The following is a 17950-nucleotide window of genomic DNA, read 5'->3' as shown; positions in this document are numbered from 1 at the left end:
CATGAGGGCAGCAAAGTGAAATTTTCGAAAACAAAACAAAGAATTGTTTTGCATAAACGAAACGAATGAAAAACGAAGATTACGCTGATAGTAACCTGCTCGCGGTCGAACGCCAACGCATCATCGCTGAGGTACTTGAAAGCGAAGGCGTTGTGCGCACCAACGAGCTAAAAGATCTCCTGAAAGTCTCCTCTGCCACGATCCGTTCCGATTTGCGCGAACTGGAAAAAGTTGGCGTTTGCGAGATCGTATGGGGTGGCGCGGTCGCGCGGAATATGCCCGTCGAAGACCGCGAAACCCTGCTCCACCAACGCACCCTGCTCAACCATGACGCCAAACAACGCATCGGCCTCGCCGCCGTCCAACTGATCGAAGTGGGCCAGACGATCATCGTCGATGCGGGCAGCACTACGGTCGAGCTGGTCAACCACCTGCCGCACGATCTCGAATATCTGCGCATCGTCACACCCGCCCTGAACGTCGCCGCGTCCGCCTCCCAGTTCCCGTACGTCGAGCTGGTCATGACGGGCGGCGTCCTGCGGCACCTGACCCGTCTGCTGATCGGCCCGGCGGCCATCAGCACGCTGGAGACGATCAACGCCGACCTCGTGTTCCTGGCGGCTGGTGGCTTTAGCATCGATCAGGGGCTGACCAACTCGAATATTTTCGAGGTCGAGGTCAAGCGCGCCATCGCGCGGCAGGGCAAAAAAGTGGTGTTCATGGCCGACAGCAGCAAATTTGGCGAGATCCGGCCTATCACGATCGTGCCGCTCAAAAAAGTAGACTTGCTCATTACCGACACGGGCTTGAGTGATCATAATGCCCGGCTGATCGAAAACGAAGGTGTTGAGGTCGTACGCGTTTAAGTCGCGTTTTACCCGGCAGGCGCTGTGCGGGGAAAGGAGCAGGTATAGAGCGCAGCTAAATAGGCAGCATTGGATTTTTGGCTTTGGCTTCTCTATACACGATGTTTTAAGGAGTGTCTCATGTTAAAGAAACTGCTCGTCGTAGCGGTTTGCGTGACAATGGCCGTCGCGCTGGTCCCGATGTCCTCGGTGAACTCGGCCAAGGCGCAGGACGATCCCATTACGATCGCGTTTGTTCCGGGCGTGAACCCCGATCCCTTCTACGTGACGATGGCTGCTGGCGTGAATCAGGCCGCGCAGGACCTCGGCGTTGAAATCATCGAGCAGGACCCGCAGGAATTCAACCCGACGGTCCAGACCCCGATCATCGAAGCGATGGCCGCCCGTGGCGACGTCGATTTCCTGATCACGGCCCCGACGGACAAGGAACAGATGATCCCGGTGCTCGAAGGCATCCGCGACGCGGGCATCCCCCTGCTGACGGTTGACACCTTCATCGGCGACGGCGACTACGCCAACGGCGAAGTGACCTTCCCGATCACCTACATCGGCTCCGACAACTTCGAGGGCGGTTACATCGCCTGCGAAACGCTCGCTGAGAAACTCGGCGAAGGCGCGCAGATCTACATCCAGAACGTGCGCCCCGGCATCAGCACGACCGACCAGCGCGAGCAGGGCTGCATCCAGGCCGCTGACGACTACGGTCTCGAAGTCATCGGTGTGGACTACAACGAAGACGACCCGAACACCGGCCAGCAGCAGACTGCTGCCCGCCTCGAGTCCAATCCTGAACTCGCCGGTGTCTTCGGCGCGAACACCTTCAGCGCGCAGGCCGCTGGCGCAGCCGTCCAGAACGCTGGCCTCGGTGGTGCGGTGGAAGTCGTCGCCTTCGACGCCTCTGAGTTCGCCATCGAACTGCTGCGTGAAGGTACGGTTTCCGAAGTCATCGCCCAGAAGCCATACGACATGGGCTACCTCGCCGTGTCGTTCGCCGTGGCGTATCTCAAGGGTTACCAGAGCGTTCCGAAGCGCGTTCCGACCGGCTACGCCGTGATGACCGCCGAGAACATCGACGATCCTGAGATCGCCCAGTACATCTATACCGAAACCCCGCGCGAAAACAAGCCCGCGCTCGAAGGCTACAAGGTCGCGTTCGTTCCGGGCGTGAATCCCGATCCCTTCTACGTGACCATGTCGGTCGGCGCGAACGCCGCCGCGGACGCGTACGGCATCGAGCTGATCCAGCAGGACCCGCAGGAATTCAACCCGACGGTCCAGACCCCGATCATCGAAGCCCTGGTTTCCCGTGGTGACATCAACTTCCTGTTCACGGCTCCGACGGACAAGGAACAGATGATCCCGGTGCTCGAAGGCGTCCGTGACGCGGGCATCCCCCTGCTGACGGTTGACACCTTCATCGGCGACGGCGACTACGCCAACGGCGAAGTGACCTTCCCGATCACCTACATCGGCTCCGACAACTTCGAGGGCGGTTACATCGCCTGCGAAACGCTCGCTGAGAAACTCGGCGAAGGCGCGCAGATCTACATCCAGAACGTGCGCCCCGGCATCAGCACGACCGACCAGCGCGAGCAGGGCTGCATCCAGGCCGCTGACGACTACGGTCTCGAAGTCATCGGTGTGGACTACAACGAAGACGACCCGAACACCGGCCAGCAGCAGACTGCTGCCCGCCTCGAGTCCAATCCTGAACTCGCCGGTGTCTTCGGCGCGAACACCTTCAGCGCGCAGGCCGCTGGCGCAGCCGTCCAGAACGCTGGCCTCGGTGGCGCGGTGGAAGTCGTCGCTTTCGACGCCTCTGAGTTCGCCATCGAACTGCTGCGTGAAGGTACTGTAACCGAAGTCATCGCTCAGAAGCCCGCCGACATGGGTTACTTCGCGGTCCTGACCGCCGTCGCCAACGCGCGCGGTGTGGTGAGCGTCCCGAAGCGTATCCCGACCGGCTACGCTGTGATGACCGCCGAGAACATCGACGATCCGGAAATCAGCATCTTCATCTACCGTGAACAGTAGCCATCTGAACTCAAAATAAATAGGTTCGTGGTGTGGGCAGGGGAACATTTCTGCCCACACCACCCCCTTCCTGTTTTGTTCATCATACTAAGCGGAAGAACTTCATGGATGTAACATCTGCACAGCGACAGAAGGTCCGTACAAGCGGTTTCGACAGCATGAAAGCGATTAATATCATCGCCCGACTCTGGTCGTGGCTCTTTCTGCTGGTAATGTTGATCTTCTTCTCCATTACGGGAACCGGCTTTTTCACGATCCGCAACCTGGGCAACATCATGGTCACCAGCACGATGGTGATGCTCATGGCTACCGGTCAAACCTACGTGATCATCACGGCAGGCATCGACCTCTCCATCGGCTACACATTAGGGCTTGCATCCGTCATCAGCGCCACTGTCATGCGCGATCTCGCCAATGCAGGGATGGCGACAGATGGCGCCATTGCGCTCGGTGTGCTGGCGGGTCTGGCGGTCACTATCATCCCCGGCCTGATGAATGGACTCCTGGTCGCTCGGGCCAAAGTGCCCCCGATGATCGCAACCCTGGGTGTCATGGGCATCGTACGCGGCGCCGCCTTCTTGCTGACAACCGGCAAAAATATCGTCGGCGACCTACCGCCGGGGGTCCGCGAACACCTGCGCCTCGTGGGTAACGGCAGCCTCGCCTATCGCATCCCGGGAGAAGGCCTCGCCTGGCTCAAGCAGCCTGCCGATCTGACGAACGAGCAGCTGCGTGGGCTGGAACGGCTGATGCCCTACCCCATTATTATCGTCGCCGTAATCGTCGGCATCTTTGCGTTCGTGCTGGCGCGCACGCAGTTCGGGCGCCACATTTACGCCATCGGTGGCAACAGGGAAGCCGCGCTGCGGGCCGGGATCAACGTCACGCGCACGCTGATCCTGATCTACGTGTTGGCGGGGCTTCTGGCCGGTTTCGCAGGGGTGCTGCACGTCTTCCGCTTCACGGCAGGCTCGCCGATGGTGGGCGACTCCGAAGTGCTGAACTCCGTGGCCGCCGTGGTCATCGGCGGCGCGAGCCTGATGGGCGGCTCCGGCAAGGTGATCGGGACGGTCATCGGTTCGCTGATTATCGCGGTGCTGCAAACCGGTCTCGTCATTCTCAACGTCGATTCCCTGTGGCAGTTCATCGTGGTGGGCATCATCATCATCATTGCCGTCCTGGTCAACCAGCTTCAGGCGTACTTCGAGAAACAGCAGGAACACACCGCATGAGCATACACACACACTCCACACAGGAGCCTATTCTGCGGGCATCCCACGTCGATAAGTTCTTCGGCGGTCTGACGGCGCTCGACAAGGTTGATTTTGAGGTCTATCCCGGCGAAGTCGTCGCGCTGCTGGGCGACAACGGCGCGGGCAAGTCCACCCTGATCAAGTGCATCTCCGGCGTGTACAAGCCGGACGGCGGCACGATCACGTTCGACGGTAAAGACATCTCCCACCTGGCCCCGGCTGCCGTCCGCGATGCGGGCATCGAGACGATCTACCAGGACCTCGCCCTGGCCGAAAATCTGGACGTGGGCGCGAACGTGTTCCTGGGCAAAGAAAAGACCAAGCGTTTCGCGGGCTTCATCCCCGTGACCGACGACGACTACATGCGCGCCGAAGCCTCGAAGGCGGTCAAGCGGCTGGACATCGTGATCCCCTCGCTCAAGCAGAAGCTGGTCAGCCTGTCGGGCGGACAGCGGCAGGCGGTCGCCATCGCGCGCGCGCTCTACTGGCAGGCCAAGCTGGTGATCATGGACGAGCCGACGGCGGCGCTGGGCGTGCCGGAGCAGCGTAAAGTGCTGGCGATGGTCCGCCTGCTACGCGATCAGGGTGTGCCGGTGATCATCATCAGCCACAACATGCAGGACGTGCTGGAAGTCGCAGACCGCTTCGTGGTCATGCTGCGCGGTAAAGTCAACGCCAACGTGCCCCGCGAACAGGTCTCGTCGGAAAAACTGATCAGTTACATCATGGGCGCAGAAGGGGACGCCGTAAGAAACGGGGTATAACATGTCCCTGGATATTCTGACGTTTGGTGAAGCGTTGGTCGAGGTGATGCGCACGGGCCTCGACCAACCTCTCGACCGCCCGGGCCTGTTTACCGGGCCGTATCCCAGCGGCGCGCCGTTTATTTTTGCCGTGCAGGCCGCACGCCTCCAGGCACAAACCGCGGCGATCGGCGTCGTGGGGAATGACGCCTTCGGCAAGTGCCTGACCGACCAGCTTGCCGCCGATCACGTCGATATGCGCGGCATCCACGTGCGCGAAGGCTACACAACCGGGGTGGCCTTTGTCGGCTATTCGTCCGACGGTTCGCGCGATTTTGTGTTTCACCTGCGGCACGCAGCGGCGGGCCAGCTTGCGCCCGACCTGCTCAAGCCCGAGCTGTTCGACGGGCTGAAGGTGCTGCATCTGATGGGATCGACGCTGTCGATCCACGCGGAAGCGTTGGCAACCGGGCTTAAAGCGCTAGAATTAGCCCAGCAGGCCGGGGCAAAGATCAGTTTTGACCCGAACCTGCGGCCCCAGCTCATGCCGCCCGCCCAGGCGCGTGAGGCGTTTGCGCCTTTCGTGGCCGCGGCAGATGTCATTTTGCCCACCGCAGAAGAAGCCCAACTGCTGACCGGGACCGCCTCGCTGGACGAGGCTGTTGCGGCGCTCCTGGCCGGTCGCCCCACGCGGGTGATCGTCATCACCCAGGGCGGGCAGGGCTGCCAGGTGTACACAGCGGACGGCACGACCCACGTCCCCGGCTTCACGGTCGAGGAAGTGGATCCCACCGGCGCGGGCGACTGCTTCGACGCCGGTTTCCTGGTACGCTGGCAGCAGGGCTATTCGCCCGTCGAGGCGGCGCGCTTTGCCAATGGCTGCGGCGCGCTGGCCGTCACGGCGCAGGGACCAATGGCCGGGATTCGATCCTTGCCGGAGGTCGAAGCATTTATCCAGACCCAAACGCATCACGCGTAGGCCTGCGACCCTGAACTTCACTTTATCGATTAACAGGAGGACAGCGTGGAATCGCTTTCACCGGGACGTTGGCGTGGCCTCAAGGCGACCAGCGTAGAAGGAAATGTGTTCACAATTCTCGCGTTCGACCAGCGCGGCGTGTACCGCCGGATGCTGCCCGAAGGCGTGCCTTACAACGATGCTGTCGCACTCAAGGCGCAGATCGTCACGGCACTGGCTCCGCACACCAGCGCGGTGCTGTTGGACGCGACGTACGGCCTCACTCCGGCCATGTCCATGACCGGCAAGGCGGGCCTGATCATGTCGCTCGAAAAGAGCGGCTACAGCGGCGACTCCACGTATCGCGGCCTCGAATTTCAGGACGGCTGGAGCGTTGAGAAGATCAAGCGCATGGGCGCCAGCGCCGTCAAGATGATGGTGTACTACCACCCCGATACGGACGAGCTGGCCGAACAGCTTGAAGAGATCGTGCGCAAGGTGACGATCGAATGCCACGCGTATGACCTGCCGCTGTTCCTGGAGCCAATGTCGTACAGTCTCGACGCGGCGGTGGCGAAGGAAAGCGCGGAATATGCCAAGACGCGCCCGTATGTCGTGCGCGAGACGGCCCGCCGCCTGAGCGCCCTCGGCCCGGACGTGATCAAGCTGGAATTCCCGATCGATGTTGCGTTCAATTCGGATGAAGCGGAATGGCGTCGTGAGTGCGAAGCCGTGAGCGAAGCGTGCGTCGCGCCGTGGGTGCTGCTGAGCGCGGGCGTCAGCTTCGAGACGTTCGAAAAGCAGGTCGAAGTCGCGTGCCAGAGCGGCGCGAGCGGCTTCCTGGCCGGGCGCGCCGTGTGGCAGGAAGCGATCAAGATGTCGCCCGAAGAGCGCGTGCCGTTCCTGGCGACCGTCGCGCCGGAGCGCCTGCACCGCCTGACCGAGATTACGATGAAGAACGCGAAGCCGTGGACCGATTTCTATTCGGCCCCGCTGCCCGAAGATGGCTGGTACCAGTCCTACGAGGCAATGCCCGCCAAATAGCGGCGACGTGCAAAAACCAGATCTGTGGAGGGGCGTATTGCGATACGCCCCTTTTTGTTTGTGCGGAGCATTCAGGAACAAAAACGCGCGGGTTTGATGCACCTTAACTTTTACATTCGGACAAAAACCAGGGCAGGTTAGAAACCTGCCCCTACAAAACCCCGTTGGGCGCTGCCTGTCTCCCTTCTCCAACCCAGATTGGAGAGGGGCCGGGGGTGAGGTGCTTTTGTCGCCGCACCTGTTGGCCGGGAACTTCACAACCGAGACAAACGGGATTCTCTAATCCCCATTCCCTATTCCCTTCAGCGTCTACCCGCCCAGGTACGCCTTTTGCACCTCGGGACTGCTCGCCAGCTCGCGGCTGGGACCGGCCAGCACAATCGTGCCGGTTTCCAGCACGTAGCCCCGGCTGGCGATCTTCAGCGCCATGTGCGCGTTCTGCTCGACCAGCAGGATCGTCGTGCCCTGCGCGTTGATCTCTTCCAGAATGCCGAAGATCTGCTGCACCAGGATCGGCGCGAGGCCCATCGACGGCTCATCGAGCAGCATGAACATGCCCCCGGTGATCAACGCGCGGCCCACGGCCAGCATCTGCTGCTCGCCGCCGGAGAGCGTATCGCCCAACTGGGTACGGCGTTCTTCCAGGCGCGGGAAGTAGTCGAAGACCCGCCGCAAGCGCTGGTTGAAGTCCGCGCCGGAAACCTGGAACCCCGCCAGCCGCAGATTTTCATAGACGGTCAGGTTGCCGAAGATGCGCCGTCCTTCAGGCACGAGCGCCAGCCCCTGTTTCACGACCTGATGCGCGCCCTGCGACGCGATATTCGTGCCCTTGTACAGAATCTCACCCGAATCCGGGTTTTGCAGTCCGGCGATGGTATTGAGGATGGTGGACTTCCCCGCCCCGTTCGCCCCGATCAGCGTGACGATCTCGCCTTCTTCCACGTCGAAGGAGACGCCGTGCACGGCGTGCACGCTGCCATAGGAGACATGCAGGTCACGGACACTCAGCAGCATCAGACCGCCTCCTCCGTTTCGCCCAGGTACGCCTCGATGACGCGCTTGTTGGTACGGATCTCCTCGGGCGTGCCCTCGGCAATCGTCGCGCCAAAGTCGAGCACCTTGATCCGCTCGCAGATGCCCATTACCAGCCGCATCTGGTGCTCGATCAGCCAGATCGTCAGGTTGAACTCGTCCCGAATCCAGTGAATGAAGTCCATCAGCGCGCCGATCTCGTTCGGATTCATGCCCGCTGCCGGTTCGTCCAGCAGCAGCAGCTTGGGCTGCGTCGCCATCGCGCGCACGATCTCCACGCGGCGCTGCTCGCCGTAGGGCAGGTTGCGCACCGGCTCCTCCGCGAAGCGCTCCAGCTTGAACAGCCGCAGCAGCTCCATCGACTGTTCCTCGATTTCCCGCTCCTGGCGCTGATAGGTGGGCGTGCGCAGCAGCGCTCCCGCCAGCCCGTAACGCAGCCGCCCGTGATGCGCCACGCGCACGTTATCGAGCACGGTCATCTGGTTCCACAGGCGGATCGTCTGGAACGTGCGGCTGATGCCCATGCCGCTGATGGTATGCGGCGGCTTGCCGACGATGTTCTCGCCTTCCAGCAAGATCTCGCCTTCCGTCGCTTTGTACGCCCCGGTCACGAGGTTGAAGATCGTCGTCTTGCCCGCGCCGTTAGGCCCGATCAAACCGATCAGCTCGCCCGTGTGCAGATCGAGGTTGAAGTCATCGACGGCGCGCAGCCCGCCGAACTGGTGAGTCAGGTGATTAATCTGAAGCAGCATCATGGCGCGCTTCCCCAAGCGTATACCGTGGTTTGTCCGGTTTGGAATCGCCCAGATTGAGCGAGATCTCCCGGAAACCAAACAGCCCCTGCGGGCGGCGGAACATCAGGAAAATCAGGATGAGCGGCAGCACGACCCACTTCAAGACCTGAAGCGGGCGCAGCGCTTCGAGCATCAGCGTGAACAGCACGGCGGCCACGACCGAGCCGGTGATGCTGCCCATGCCGCCCAGGTACACCATGACCAGCGCCTCAGTCGATTTGAGGATGCCGAACGTGGTGGGATTCACGTAGGCCAGCACGTGCGCGAACAGGCCGCCCGCCACGCCCGCGATGAACGACGACACCAGGAACGCCACCAGTTTGATGCGGCGCGTATCGACGCCGATCAGTTCGGCGGCGATCTCGTCTTCGCGGATGGCGATGATGCCCTTGCCAAAGGTCGAGGTCACCAGATTATGTACGATGAAGATGGCGACGATCGTGATGACGAACACCCAGGTGAGCGTGCTCCACAGCGGGACGCCGTTCAAGCCGCGCGGCCCGCCGATGGCCTCGATGTTGTTGATCACGCCCTGTACGATGAAGTTGACCGCCAGCGTGACGATCGCCAGATAGTCGCCGCGCGTGCGGAACGACGGGAACGCGACCATCAGCCCGGCCAAGCCCGCCGCGACGCCGCCCGCGATCAGCGCGATGACGAAGCCCACGATCATCCCCCAGCCCTTCGGGTCCGTCGAGATCAGCGCGTCGCCAAACGTGCTGCTGTTGGTGAACGCGATCATGGTCAGGATCGAAGACACATACGCGCCGACCGCCATAAAGCCCGCGTGCCCGACAGAGAACTCGCCCATATACCCGTTGATCAGGTTCAGGCTGACGGTCAGCATGATGTTGACGCCCATGTAGATCAGCACCAGCTCGCGGTAGTCGTTGGGCGCGCTCCAACGGTAGAGCGCAGCGTACAGCACCAGCAGGTGCAGCCCCAATGACAGCGATCGCGGCACGCGCGCCAGCAGGCGGCTGGCGGGGCGTGCAAACAGCAGCGCCAGCACGAGGATGGGGATCACGTAGACCACCATGTCGTAGCTGAAGACCTGTCCCACCACGCGGAAGAAGCCTGGATCGCGGCTGCCCTGCGTCGAAAACGCGTCGATGAACGTCTGCGCCAGATCGCGGATGGCGTCCCACGAGGCGCGCAGCGGCGCGTCGGATTTGCTGGTCGAAGAGGGGAAGAACGGCGACAGCACGCCGGAAAAGTCGAGCTTGGAAAACGGCTCTAACAGGTTATCGATGCCAAACAGCGTAGGGACCTTGCGCTCGCCCAGGAAGCGGATAAACGCCAGTCCGTCGCGCAGCTCCAACTCGATCCCCACCCACAAGCCGAGCAAAAACACCAGCACGGGCGCGCCCCGGAACTGGCGCCCCAGCCAGACGAAGGGGATCATCCAGCGCCGCCGGGGCATCGGGGCGGGAACGGTGATCGCGGGTTCGTCCGCAGCGGGCACCGGCAGAACCGCCTGGATCAGCAGCGCCGCCGCCGCGATCAGCGCGACGTAAAAGCCCGGCCCCGCCAGATCGGATAGGCTGGTATCGCCCGTGCCCTGGTACAGCAACAGGCCGTAATAGTAGACCAGCGCCACCAGCCCGGCGAGCGCCACGGCGACGCGCGTGCGGCGGCTGGCCTCCCCCGTCGCCAGTTCCCACAGCGCCGCCAGCCCGACCGCGACGGCCACAGCCGGAATGACGATCAGGAAGGTGTTTTCGACGTCGCTCGGCAGTTCGATGGGGTTTTCGGCTTCTTCGTCAATGGTCACCAGATCGTATCCGGTGACGTCGCCCCCCTCCGGCAGATCGACGAACCACGGCAGGATGATAAAGGCGGCCAGCATCGCCACGGCGCACAGCAGCGTCAGCGCAGCAGCCGCCGAAACACGAAGTTGCGGTGTACGGCTCATCGCACGCGTCTACACTTTCTGCCGGCGCGCCACGCCAAAGAGGCCCGTCGGTCGAATGACCAGAATGAGTAGGAGCAAAGCAAACGCAATCGGATCGCGCCACGTGGAGGAAATGCCGATGTCCTGCCCGTAGGCCGGAACCATAATCTCGATGAAGCCCAGCAGCAGCCCGCCGAGCATCGCGCCGCGAATATCCCCAATGCCGCCGACTACGGCGGCGATAAATGCCTTCCAACCGACGCGCATGCCCATATAGGGATTGAGCACCGGGAACGCCACCCCCCACAAAATGCCGCCCGCCGCCGCGAGGCTCGCGCCCATCAGAAACGTGAGCGAAATGATCTGGTCCTGCGAGACGCCCATCAGCGGTACGGCGAACTTATCGTACGAGATCGCGCGCATCGCCATGCCCCACTTGGTGCGCTGCACGATCAAATAGAGGCCGATGAACAGCACGAACGCCAGCACGATGATGATGATCTTCACGTTGCTGATGCTGATGCCCTCGACGTTATAGGTGGTGGTCGTGATGAAATCGGCGGGATAACTGCGCGGGTCGGCCCCGGTCAGCGCCAGCATGCCGTTTTCGAGCAGCAGGCCGACGCCCAACGCCGTGATCACCACCGACAATCGTGACGCGTGGCGAATTGGCTTATAGGCGATGCGCTCGATCGCCACGCCCATCAGCCCGGTGAGGGTCATCGAGAGCAGCAGCGTCGGCACGAACGGCAGGCCCAGCACCATCGAGCCGGTCACGCCCAGGAACGCCCCGATCATAAAAATGTCGCCGTGGGCGAAGTTAATCAGCAGCAGCACGCCGTACACCATCGTATATCCGAGTGCGATCAGGGCGTAGAGGCTGCCAAGCTGGAGTGAATTAAGGAACTGTTGGACAAAGTACGTCATTCGAGTTCTCCGAAAAACCGCGTCAACAGCCGGGCGCACGCGTCACAACTGCCGTGCGCCCGGTGCGAATATGACGAAAGCGCCCCCCAATGGAGGCGCTTACGGTGCGGTGTTAGCCCGCTTCGGCGGTTGCTTCTGCCGTCGCCATCATATCCGGCTCAGCGGCGGTGTCGGGCGGGAATCCGGCGGGGCACGCCTGATCGTAGTAGGTGAACGCGCCGTCTGTGATCTCGATGATTACGGCGCACTTGATCGGGTCGCCCTGCTCGTCAAAGCTCATGACGCCGGTCACGCCTTCGAAAAGCTGGATGTTCGCCAGTGCCTCGCGGATGTCCGCGCGCTCCAGCGACTGCGCATTTTCGATGGCCGTGAACAGCAGTTGGAACGCGTCGTAGGTCAGCGCGGCCACGTCGTCGGGCTTCGCGCCGTACAGTTCTTCGTAGTTGCCGATGAACGTCTGGCCGACTTCGGTGGCGATGTCGGGCGCATAGTGCGTGCTGAAGAACAGGCCGTTACAGGCGTCGCCGCACAGGTCGATCAGGTCCGGCGTGCCCCAGCTGTCGCTGCCGAGGATCGGGCCTTCATAGCCCAGGGAGCGCGCCTGCTGGACGATCAGTGGGACTTCGTTGTAATACTGCGGGGTGAACAGCACGTCGGGGTTCTGCTGGATGATGTTGGTGAGCTGCGAGCTGAAGTCGGTGTCGCCGGTGGTGAAGCTCTCGAACGCCACCACGTCGATGCCGTCGGCGGTCGCCGCATCGCGGAAGTTCTCGGCCAGACCCTTGGGGTAGTCGCTGGCGACGTCATACAGCACGGCGGCGGTCTGCGCGCCAAATTCCGACAGGGCGAAGTTCGCCACCACGGGGCCCTGGAACGGGTCGAGGAACGCCGCGCGGAAGACCCACGGACGGTCAACGGTCGTCGCGGGGTTGGTGGACCACGGGCTGATCATAGGCGTTTCGCGGTCGTTGGCGACCTGACCGGCGGGAATGGCTTCCACGCTGGCCTGCGGGCCGATGATGGCGTTGACCTGCTCGTCAACGATCAGGCGCGTGGCCGCCGCAACTGCCGATTCCGCCTTCGATTCGCTGTCTTCGATCAGGATCACGACTTCGTAATTCTCGTCGCCGATTTGCACGCCGCATTCGGCGTTCTTTTCGTCCGCCGCCATTTGCGCGGCTTCTTCCGTGCTTTGGCCGACCTTCGGACGTTCGCCCGTCAGCGACGCGATCACGCCGACCACCACTTCGCCCGAGAAATCGCAGTCATCTTGTGCCGCAACGGTCAGCGGACCGATCGCGCCAACCAACAAAACCAATGTGAGTGCCAGAGTAACCAATCGTTTGGACATAGGGAGCGTGCCTCCTTTATTGGATGCCAGGTGTGTGCAGCAAAATAGCGGCGTCAGGGGCTGCAGTGCCTAGAATTCACCTCCTCACGCATGACTGCGCCGCCGGGGATGAAATGGTGTGGTAGAACATTAAGAAGCATTGTAGGACGAAAGCGTATAAGCTATCAACTGAGCAAAATGTACAACAACTGTCAAAGTAGCACAGTTTTTGGAATACTTTTTTGTTTACGTATTTATTACTATAAAAAAGATAGGTGAGGAATTTATTCCGGAGGCGCGATCCGGCCCAAAACTGGCAAAACGCATAAAAACAGGGGAACTGCTGGAGGAAGGCGCGATCACCCGCGCAGCCCGAACGATCGGGCCGCGCGCGTCACTCTTCTTTGAGGGCGCTGACGGGCAGCATACGGAAGGCGCGCCGCGCCGGGATGAAGCCCGCCACGGTGCCGATCAGCGTTGCCAGGGCGATGCCGAGCAGGATCAGCTCTGTCGGGATGACGATCAGGTTGCCGCCCAACTGCGAGGTATCGAAGGGCAAAAAAGCCGTGACGCCGCTCGCCTGCCCCTCGGCGGGCGTCTGAAACAGGTTATTCACCAGATTTTGCAGCCCCAATGACAGCAGCACCCCGGCGGTGCCGCCGCACAGGCCCACCAGCGCCGACTCGACCATGAACACCGTCAGCACGTCGCGGTCCGTCGCGCCGATAGCTTTCATCAGCCCGATCTCTTTGGTGCGTTCCAGCACGGCCATCGACATAGTGTTGAACACGCCGAACGCCGCCACGACCAGCGCCACGAATCCGACGCCGCCCAGGGCCAGCCGCATGGTCTGGAAGAAGCTGTTGAGCTGGTCGAGGTAATCCCCGACTCCGCCCACGCCGTAGCCCATCGCCTGAATCGCCTTCGACACGTCTCCGACCGTGTCGCGGCTGCTGGCCTGCACCATCACGCGGCTGAACGTGAACTTTTCCGCATCGACTTCCTCGCCGGTGGCCCACTTATTCAGCGCCATCACGTCCTGAATGTTCATCAGGATCGCGTAGTCGTACGAGGTGCCCTCGGCCATCATGCCGGCCACTTTGAGGTCGATCTCTTTGGTGTCGAAGGTGGTATCGGTGTACTTATAGATGCTGAGCTGCACCGGCGAGGCCATCAGATCGACCTGTACCGGCGACCATTCTTCGCTGGATGCCTCAGGATCGTAGAAGTTCTGGCTGACCTGCGAGCCGACGATCACCTCGCCGGGGCCGAGCGACAGCTGCCCCTGCTGCAATTGAAAACCCATATACGGCAGCAGCGACGGGTCAATGCCCAACACCTCGCCCCAGCCGCGATAGTCGCCCACGATCAGCTCGCCGCCGTTTTGCAGCGAGGCGAAGGGGATCACTGCCTGGACGCCGGGGATCTGCCAGAACGCGCGCACGGCGGCCACCGTGAGCTGTGGAACTTCCTCGTTGCTGCCGCGCATGCCCCACGCCTGATAAACCTCGACCTGGGTCAAAGACGTGCTGGACCCGATGCTGGCCTCCGCCGAGCGCTGCAAGCCGAAGGTCACCGCCACCAGCATGATGACGGCAGTCGTTCCCACCAGGACGCCGCCCGCCGTCATCAAAAAGCGTGTGCGCGCCCGCGACAGATTGCCCACCGCGAGCTGCAACAGCTCGGAGAGCATATCAGCTTCCTAGCCCCAGCAGGCCCAACAGGATCCGCCCGATCGTGTCGTCTTCCTCTTCCTCGACCAGCACGTCCTGCATATCCGGCGGCGGCGTGACTTCTTCAGGCGGCGGTGGGGGAGCAACGGCGGTCAGCTCGTAGGTCTTGACCAACACCGCGTCCTGGTTGAGATCGTTGAGGTAGTGCAGCGACACCGTCACCTCGACCGTGCCCTCTTCGAGCGGCATGATCATCGGCGACAGGGTGGCGTCGTCGGCAGCCTGCACCGGGCCGATAAACTGGTCACCGCCGTCGATCACCTCGCCGTTGGTGGCTTCCGTGACGGCGTTCGCAAGGCTGATCGTGCTGCTGCTCATGTTCACCACGGTGATCGACAGCGGGTACGGCTCACCCACGTTGATCGTCTCGGGCAGCGGCGCCTGCAAATTGAGCAGCACGCGCGGCGGTGAGACCACCACGACGCTGGCGCGCAGGTTGTCCTGGCCGCTGGTCCAGTCCGACTTCTGGTAGCGCAGCGTGATCGGCAGACTGTAAACGCCGCTGGTTACTGAGCCGTTGACGATAAAGTCCTGTTCCAGCTCGATGATATCACCGTTTATGCCCATATCGCCTGCGTAAATCGTGCCGCCGCTGCCCAACGGCGCGAAAGTCGTGCTGGGCGTCGTGCTTGAGCCGGTATCGCCCGAATACCCCGGCGTGCCGCTGTCGCTGCCGGACGATCCGCCGCTCGATTCGACCGTGCCGAACGTCACCAGCAGATCATGCACAGGACCATCCCCTACGTTTTTCAGCGTCATTTTCAGCGTGAACTGCTCGCCGGGCTTAAGCTGATCCTTGCCCACACTATACGAATCGAGCAGCAGCAGCGGGGAAATCCCCCCCGGTTCCGTCACGGGAATAGTCACGCTGCCCGCAACTTCCTTTTGCTCGCCGTCTTGCATGTAGGTCAGCGTCACCGGCTGGACTTGCAGCCCTGCCTTGACGTTGCTATCGACGATCATGTTCAGCGTCGCGTCCACGGTCTGGCCGGGTGCAATCGCACCCAGTGGCAAGCTGTCGCCTTCTGCGCCCGGCAGCAGAACGTTTTCCGTCCCGGCGACACGCACCATCACCTGCTGCGCCATCGCATTGCCGGTGTTCGCCACGTGCACCGTCACCGCGACGGGATCGCCGGGCTTGGGCGCCTCGGGATCGAGCGTGTAGCCCGACAGCCCAATCTGCGACGACTCGTCCACTTCGCTCACGATCACGCTCAGCGTGGCGCTGCTGTTGAACGATTTGCCCTCGAAGTCGTAATAGGTCAGGCTGACCGGGATGTTGTTGGGGCCGGGCGGCGCATCGTCCGCCGCGTTGACGCTCAGCGAGACCGACGCGCTGCCGCCGGGCGCGATGTCCGGCAGCGTCGCGCCTGCCTGTCCGTTCGCCGGGACGAACTTGCTGCCCTCGCCCACCGTCGCGGAGATCCCTTCGGCGGTGCGGCTGCCCTGGTTCACCACTTCGAACGTCAGGAACACCCGCCCACCGGGGCCGGTCACCGCCGGGCTTGCGACAAAATTGCGCACCAGCAGCGACGGCTGGCCGGGAACCGGGGTCGGCGGCTGCGGCGTATTGGTCGGCTCAGGCGTGCTGGTGGGATAGGGCGTCTGGCTCGGCGGCAGAATGTCCGTCGGCGGGATGATCGTCGGCGTCGGCGGCACGACGACCAGCACGTTCGGGGACGAAAGCCAGTTCCCCTGCGCGTCGTTCACCTGCACCGTATACTGGCCGGGCGGAATCGATGCGGGAACAGCCGCCTTCAGCGCGCCGCTGTTGACCAGCGTCGTATCGAGCAGGCCCAAACCCAGCAGCCGGACCGCGCTCGTCTCCGTGAAGCCCGCGCCGAACACCGACAGCACCGCCTCGCTGCCGTGCACCACCACGCTCGGCTCGGAGCGGGTGACCTGCACGGGCACGGGCTGCGGCGTGTTGGTCGCGGACGGGGTCCACGTCGCGGTGGGCTGCGGCGTATCGGTCGGCAGGGGGGTGTTCGTCGGCGTCAGTGTGGGAGTCAGCGTCGGTGTCTCAGTCGGCGTATTGGTCGGTGTCTCAGTCGATGGCCCCTGCGCCGAGGCAGGCGCGCCCATGCGCCACAGCCCCACGATCACGGCCACCATCACCAGCCCGATCATCACGCGCGCGGCCAAAAGCCGCCCTTGATTAAGCGACATCTCGCTTTTCCTCCTGGGAAGGCGCGCGATCTTCGATCACACGCCCATCCTTCAGCAGCAGCATCCGGTCCGCGTAGCGCGCGATGGCCGGATCGTGTGTCACGACAATGACCGTCTTGCCCAGCGTGCTGCACATCCGGCGCAGCACGTGCATCACGGCCTGACCGGTTTTGCTGTCCAGCGCGCCGGTCGGCTCGTCGGCCATGATGACCGGCGGGTTATTGAACAGGGCGCGCGCAATCGCCACGCGCTGCTGCTGCCCCCCGGAAAGCTGCGACGGCTTGTGATGCATCCGCTGGCGAAGCCCCATCAGCCCCAACAACCACGTCGCGCGCTGCTCGCGCTGGTCGCGCGGAAGCCCGGCGAAGACGCCCGGCAGCGCGACGTTTTGCAGCGCCGTCATGGTGGGGATGAGGTGGAACGCCTGAAAAATGAAGCCGACCGTCTCGCGCCGGAACTGCGCCAGATCGTCGCTGCTCATGCTGTCCAGCCGCCGCCCGGCGACCGACACCTGTCCCTCGCTGGGTCGGTCCAGGCCGCCCAGCAGGTACAACAGCGTGCTCTTGCCGGAACCGCTCGGCCCCATGATCGCCAGGAACTGCCCGGCAGGAACCCGCACGCTGACGGCGTCGAGCGCGCGCACCCACTGGTCACCGAGCTGAAACGTTTTGCTCAGCCCCTCGACCACGACCATCGGGCGGCTGCCGTTCGCCTTCGATCCGTTTGTGCCGCTCATCGTCAGGGCTTCTTGATGATAGGCGCGGACTGCGCGTCGGGGGCCTGCTCCACGGACGTGGACGGCTGCTCCCCGGCGGCATCACGCGGCGCGGAGTCGGAATTTACGTCAGGTTCAGGGGCTATCGCTTCGTCTTCGGGCGCTTCCCCGGTCGCAAACGGCACGCTCTCGCCGCCGGGCGCGGCTTCCGCCGTCCCATCGAGCGGCACGCCGTCCATACCCTCCAGCGGCATCCCGTCCATGCCCGGCTCGCCCATGAAGTCACCCTCACCCATACTATCGCCCTCGCCCATCAGGCCGCCGTCCATCATCGAGGGATCGAGCATCTCCATGCCGTCGCCCTGCGCTACTTCGTCACCCTGCGGCAGCTCGACCGTGCCAAACAGCACCGGCAGCACCACGATGATCGCGGCCCAGGCCAGTACCACGGGCAGCAC

The 17950-nt window shown here is 62.9% G+C and carries 14 protein-coding genes and 1 pseudogene; 6 read left to right on the top strand and 9 right to left on the bottom strand.

The features are described from left to right. The first annotated feature begins 65 nt into the window (after nt 1-65). The 6 genes from V7116_RS03035 to V7116_RS03010 all read left to right on the top strand — a co-directional run bounded on the left by V7116_RS03035 (nt 66) and on the right by V7116_RS03010 (nt 6898). Nucleotides 66-866, top strand: coding sequence for a DeoR/GlpR family DNA-binding transcription regulator (locus tag V7116_RS03035; protein WP_324390293.1), 801 nt, complete (start codon nt 66-68; stop codon nt 864-866). Nucleotides 867-986: 120 nt separating this feature from the next. Then, complete coding sequence (locus V7116_RS03030) at nt 987-2900, top strand: ABC transporter substrate-binding protein (RefSeq protein ID WP_324390290.1); 1914 nt, start codon at nt 987-989, stop codon at nt 2898-2900. Nucleotides 2901-3058: 158 nt separating this feature from the next. Next, complete coding sequence (locus V7116_RS03025; RefSeq protein ID WP_324390288.1) at nt 3059-4132, top strand: ABC transporter permease; 1074 nt, start codon at nt 3059-3061, stop codon at nt 4130-4132. Then, the gene (locus V7116_RS03020) at nt 4129-4917 is read left to right on the top strand and encodes an ATP-binding cassette domain-containing protein (RefSeq protein WP_324390286.1); all 789 of its coding nucleotides are present in this window, start codon (nt 4129-4131) and stop codon (nt 4915-4917) included. The genes V7116_RS03025 and V7116_RS03020 overlap by 4 nt, the downstream gene beginning before the upstream one ends. A 1-nt stretch (nt 4918) precedes the next feature. Continuing rightward, on the top strand, nt 4919-5875 hold the full coding sequence (locus V7116_RS03015; protein ID WP_324390283.1) for a sugar kinase: 957 nt from the start codon (nt 4919-4921) through the stop codon (nt 5873-5875). A gap of 45 nt (nt 5876-5920) precedes the next feature. Further along, on the top strand, nt 5921-6898 hold the full coding sequence (locus V7116_RS03010) for a tagatose 1,6-diphosphate aldolase (protein ID WP_324390281.1): 978 nt from the start codon (nt 5921-5923) through the stop codon (nt 6896-6898). A 309-nt stretch (nt 6899-7207) separates the two neighbouring features. Here the strand turns inward: V7116_RS03010 and V7116_RS03005 are convergent, their stop codons facing one another. The 9 genes and pseudogenes from V7116_RS03005 to V7116_RS02965 form a co-directional block, all read right to left on the bottom strand. After that, entirely contained in the window at nt 7208-7912 is a 705-nt protein-coding gene (locus V7116_RS03005) for an ABC transporter ATP-binding protein (protein ID WP_349258409.1), read from the bottom strand. After that, the gene (locus V7116_RS03000) at nt 7912-8685 is read right to left on the bottom strand and encodes an ABC transporter ATP-binding protein (RefSeq protein WP_349258408.1); all 774 of its coding nucleotides are present in this window, start codon (nt 8683-8685) and stop codon (nt 7912-7914) included. Before V7116_RS03000 ends, V7116_RS03005 begins: the two co-directional genes overlap by 1 nt. Next, nucleotides 8666-10639: a branched-chain amino acid ABC transporter permease gene (locus tag V7116_RS02995; RefSeq protein ID WP_324390277.1), complete on the bottom strand. Its 1974-nt coding sequence runs from the start codon at nt 10637-10639 to the stop codon at nt 8666-8668. Before V7116_RS02995 ends, V7116_RS03000 begins: the two co-directional genes overlap by 20 nt. Before the next feature lie 9 nt (nt 10640-10648). Further along, nucleotides 10649-11545, bottom strand: coding sequence for a branched-chain amino acid ABC transporter permease (locus V7116_RS02990; RefSeq protein WP_324390274.1), 897 nt, complete (start codon nt 11543-11545; stop codon nt 10649-10651). A gap of 112 nt (nt 11546-11657) precedes the next feature. Then, on the bottom strand, nt 11658-12896 hold the full coding sequence (locus V7116_RS02985) for an ABC transporter substrate-binding protein (RefSeq protein ID WP_324390272.1): 1239 nt from the start codon (nt 12894-12896) through the stop codon (nt 11658-11660). A 373-nt stretch (nt 12897-13269) separates the two neighbouring features. Next, nucleotides 13270-14568, bottom strand: a complete 1299-nt coding sequence (locus tag V7116_RS02980) for an ABC transporter permease (protein WP_324390270.1) — start codon at nt 14566-14568, stop codon at nt 13270-13272. Between the two features lies 1 nt (nt 14569). Further along, complete coding sequence (locus tag V7116_RS02975; RefSeq protein ID WP_324390269.1) at nt 14570-16777, bottom strand: COG1361 S-layer family protein; 2208 nt, start codon at nt 16775-16777, stop codon at nt 14570-14572. Beyond that, on the bottom strand, nt 16767-17513 hold the full coding sequence (locus V7116_RS02970) for an ABC transporter ATP-binding protein (RefSeq protein ID WP_324390267.1): 747 nt from the start codon (nt 17511-17513) through the stop codon (nt 16767-16769). The genes V7116_RS02975 and V7116_RS02970 overlap by 11 nt, the downstream gene beginning before the upstream one ends. A 2-nt stretch (nt 17514-17515) precedes the next feature. Further along, nucleotides 17516-17950: pseudogene (locus tag V7116_RS02965) on the bottom strand (hypothetical protein); the annotation flags it as partial.

The sequence above is a fragment of the Aggregatilinea sp. genome, assembly GCF_036822615.1.
GTDB lineage: Bacteria > Chloroflexota > Anaerolineae > Aggregatilineales > Aggregatilineaceae > Aggregatilinea.
Note: the sequence above shows the minus strand (reverse complement) of the source record. Positions and strands in the feature narration are given on the sequence as shown.

Excerpts from the sequence above, each read along its gene's own strand:
- V7116_RS03015 (WP_324390283.1), top strand. The coding sequence starts at position 4,919 with ATGTCCCTGGATATTCTGACGTTTGGTGAAGCGTTGGTCGAGGTGATG.
- V7116_RS03030 (WP_324390290.1), top strand. The coding sequence starts at position 987 with ATGTTAAAGAAACTGCTCGTCGTAGCGGTTTGCGTGACAATGGCCGTC.
- V7116_RS03020 (WP_324390286.1), top strand. The coding sequence starts at position 4,129 with ATGAGCATACACACACACTCCACACAGGAGCCTATTCTGCGGGCATCC.
- V7116_RS02975 (WP_324390269.1), bottom strand. The coding sequence starts at position 16,777 with ATGTCGCTTAATCAAGGGCGGCTTTTGGCCGCGCGCGTGATGATCGGG.
- V7116_RS02980 (WP_324390270.1), bottom strand. The coding sequence starts at position 14,568 with ATGCTCTCCGAGCTGTTGCAGCTCGCGGTGGGCAATCTGTCGCGGGCG.
- V7116_RS03005 (WP_349258409.1), bottom strand. The coding sequence starts at position 7,912 with ATGCTGCTGAGTGTCCGTGACCTGCATGTCTCCTATGGCAGCGTGCAC.
- V7116_RS03035 (WP_324390293.1), top strand. The coding sequence starts at position 66 with ATGAAAAACGAAGATTACGCTGATAGTAACCTGCTCGCGGTCGAACGC.
- V7116_RS02990 (WP_324390274.1), bottom strand. The coding sequence starts at position 11,545 with ATGACGTACTTTGTCCAACAGTTCCTTAATTCACTCCAGCTTGGCAGC.
- V7116_RS02970 (WP_324390267.1), bottom strand. The coding sequence starts at position 17,513 with ATGAGCGGCACAAACGGATCGAAGGCGAACGGCAGCCGCCCGATGGTC.
- V7116_RS03025 (WP_324390288.1), top strand. The coding sequence starts at position 3,059 with ATGAAAGCGATTAATATCATCGCCCGACTCTGGTCGTGGCTCTTTCTG.
- V7116_RS02985 (WP_324390272.1), bottom strand. The coding sequence starts at position 12,896 with ATGTCCAAACGATTGGTTACTCTGGCACTCACATTGGTTTTGTTGGTT.
- V7116_RS03000 (WP_349258408.1), bottom strand. The coding sequence starts at position 8,685 with ATGATGCTGCTTCAGATTAATCACCTGACTCACCAGTTCGGCGGGCTG.
- V7116_RS02995 (WP_324390277.1), bottom strand. The coding sequence starts at position 10,639 with ATGAGCCGTACACCGCAACTTCGTGTTTCGGCGGCTGCTGCGCTGACG.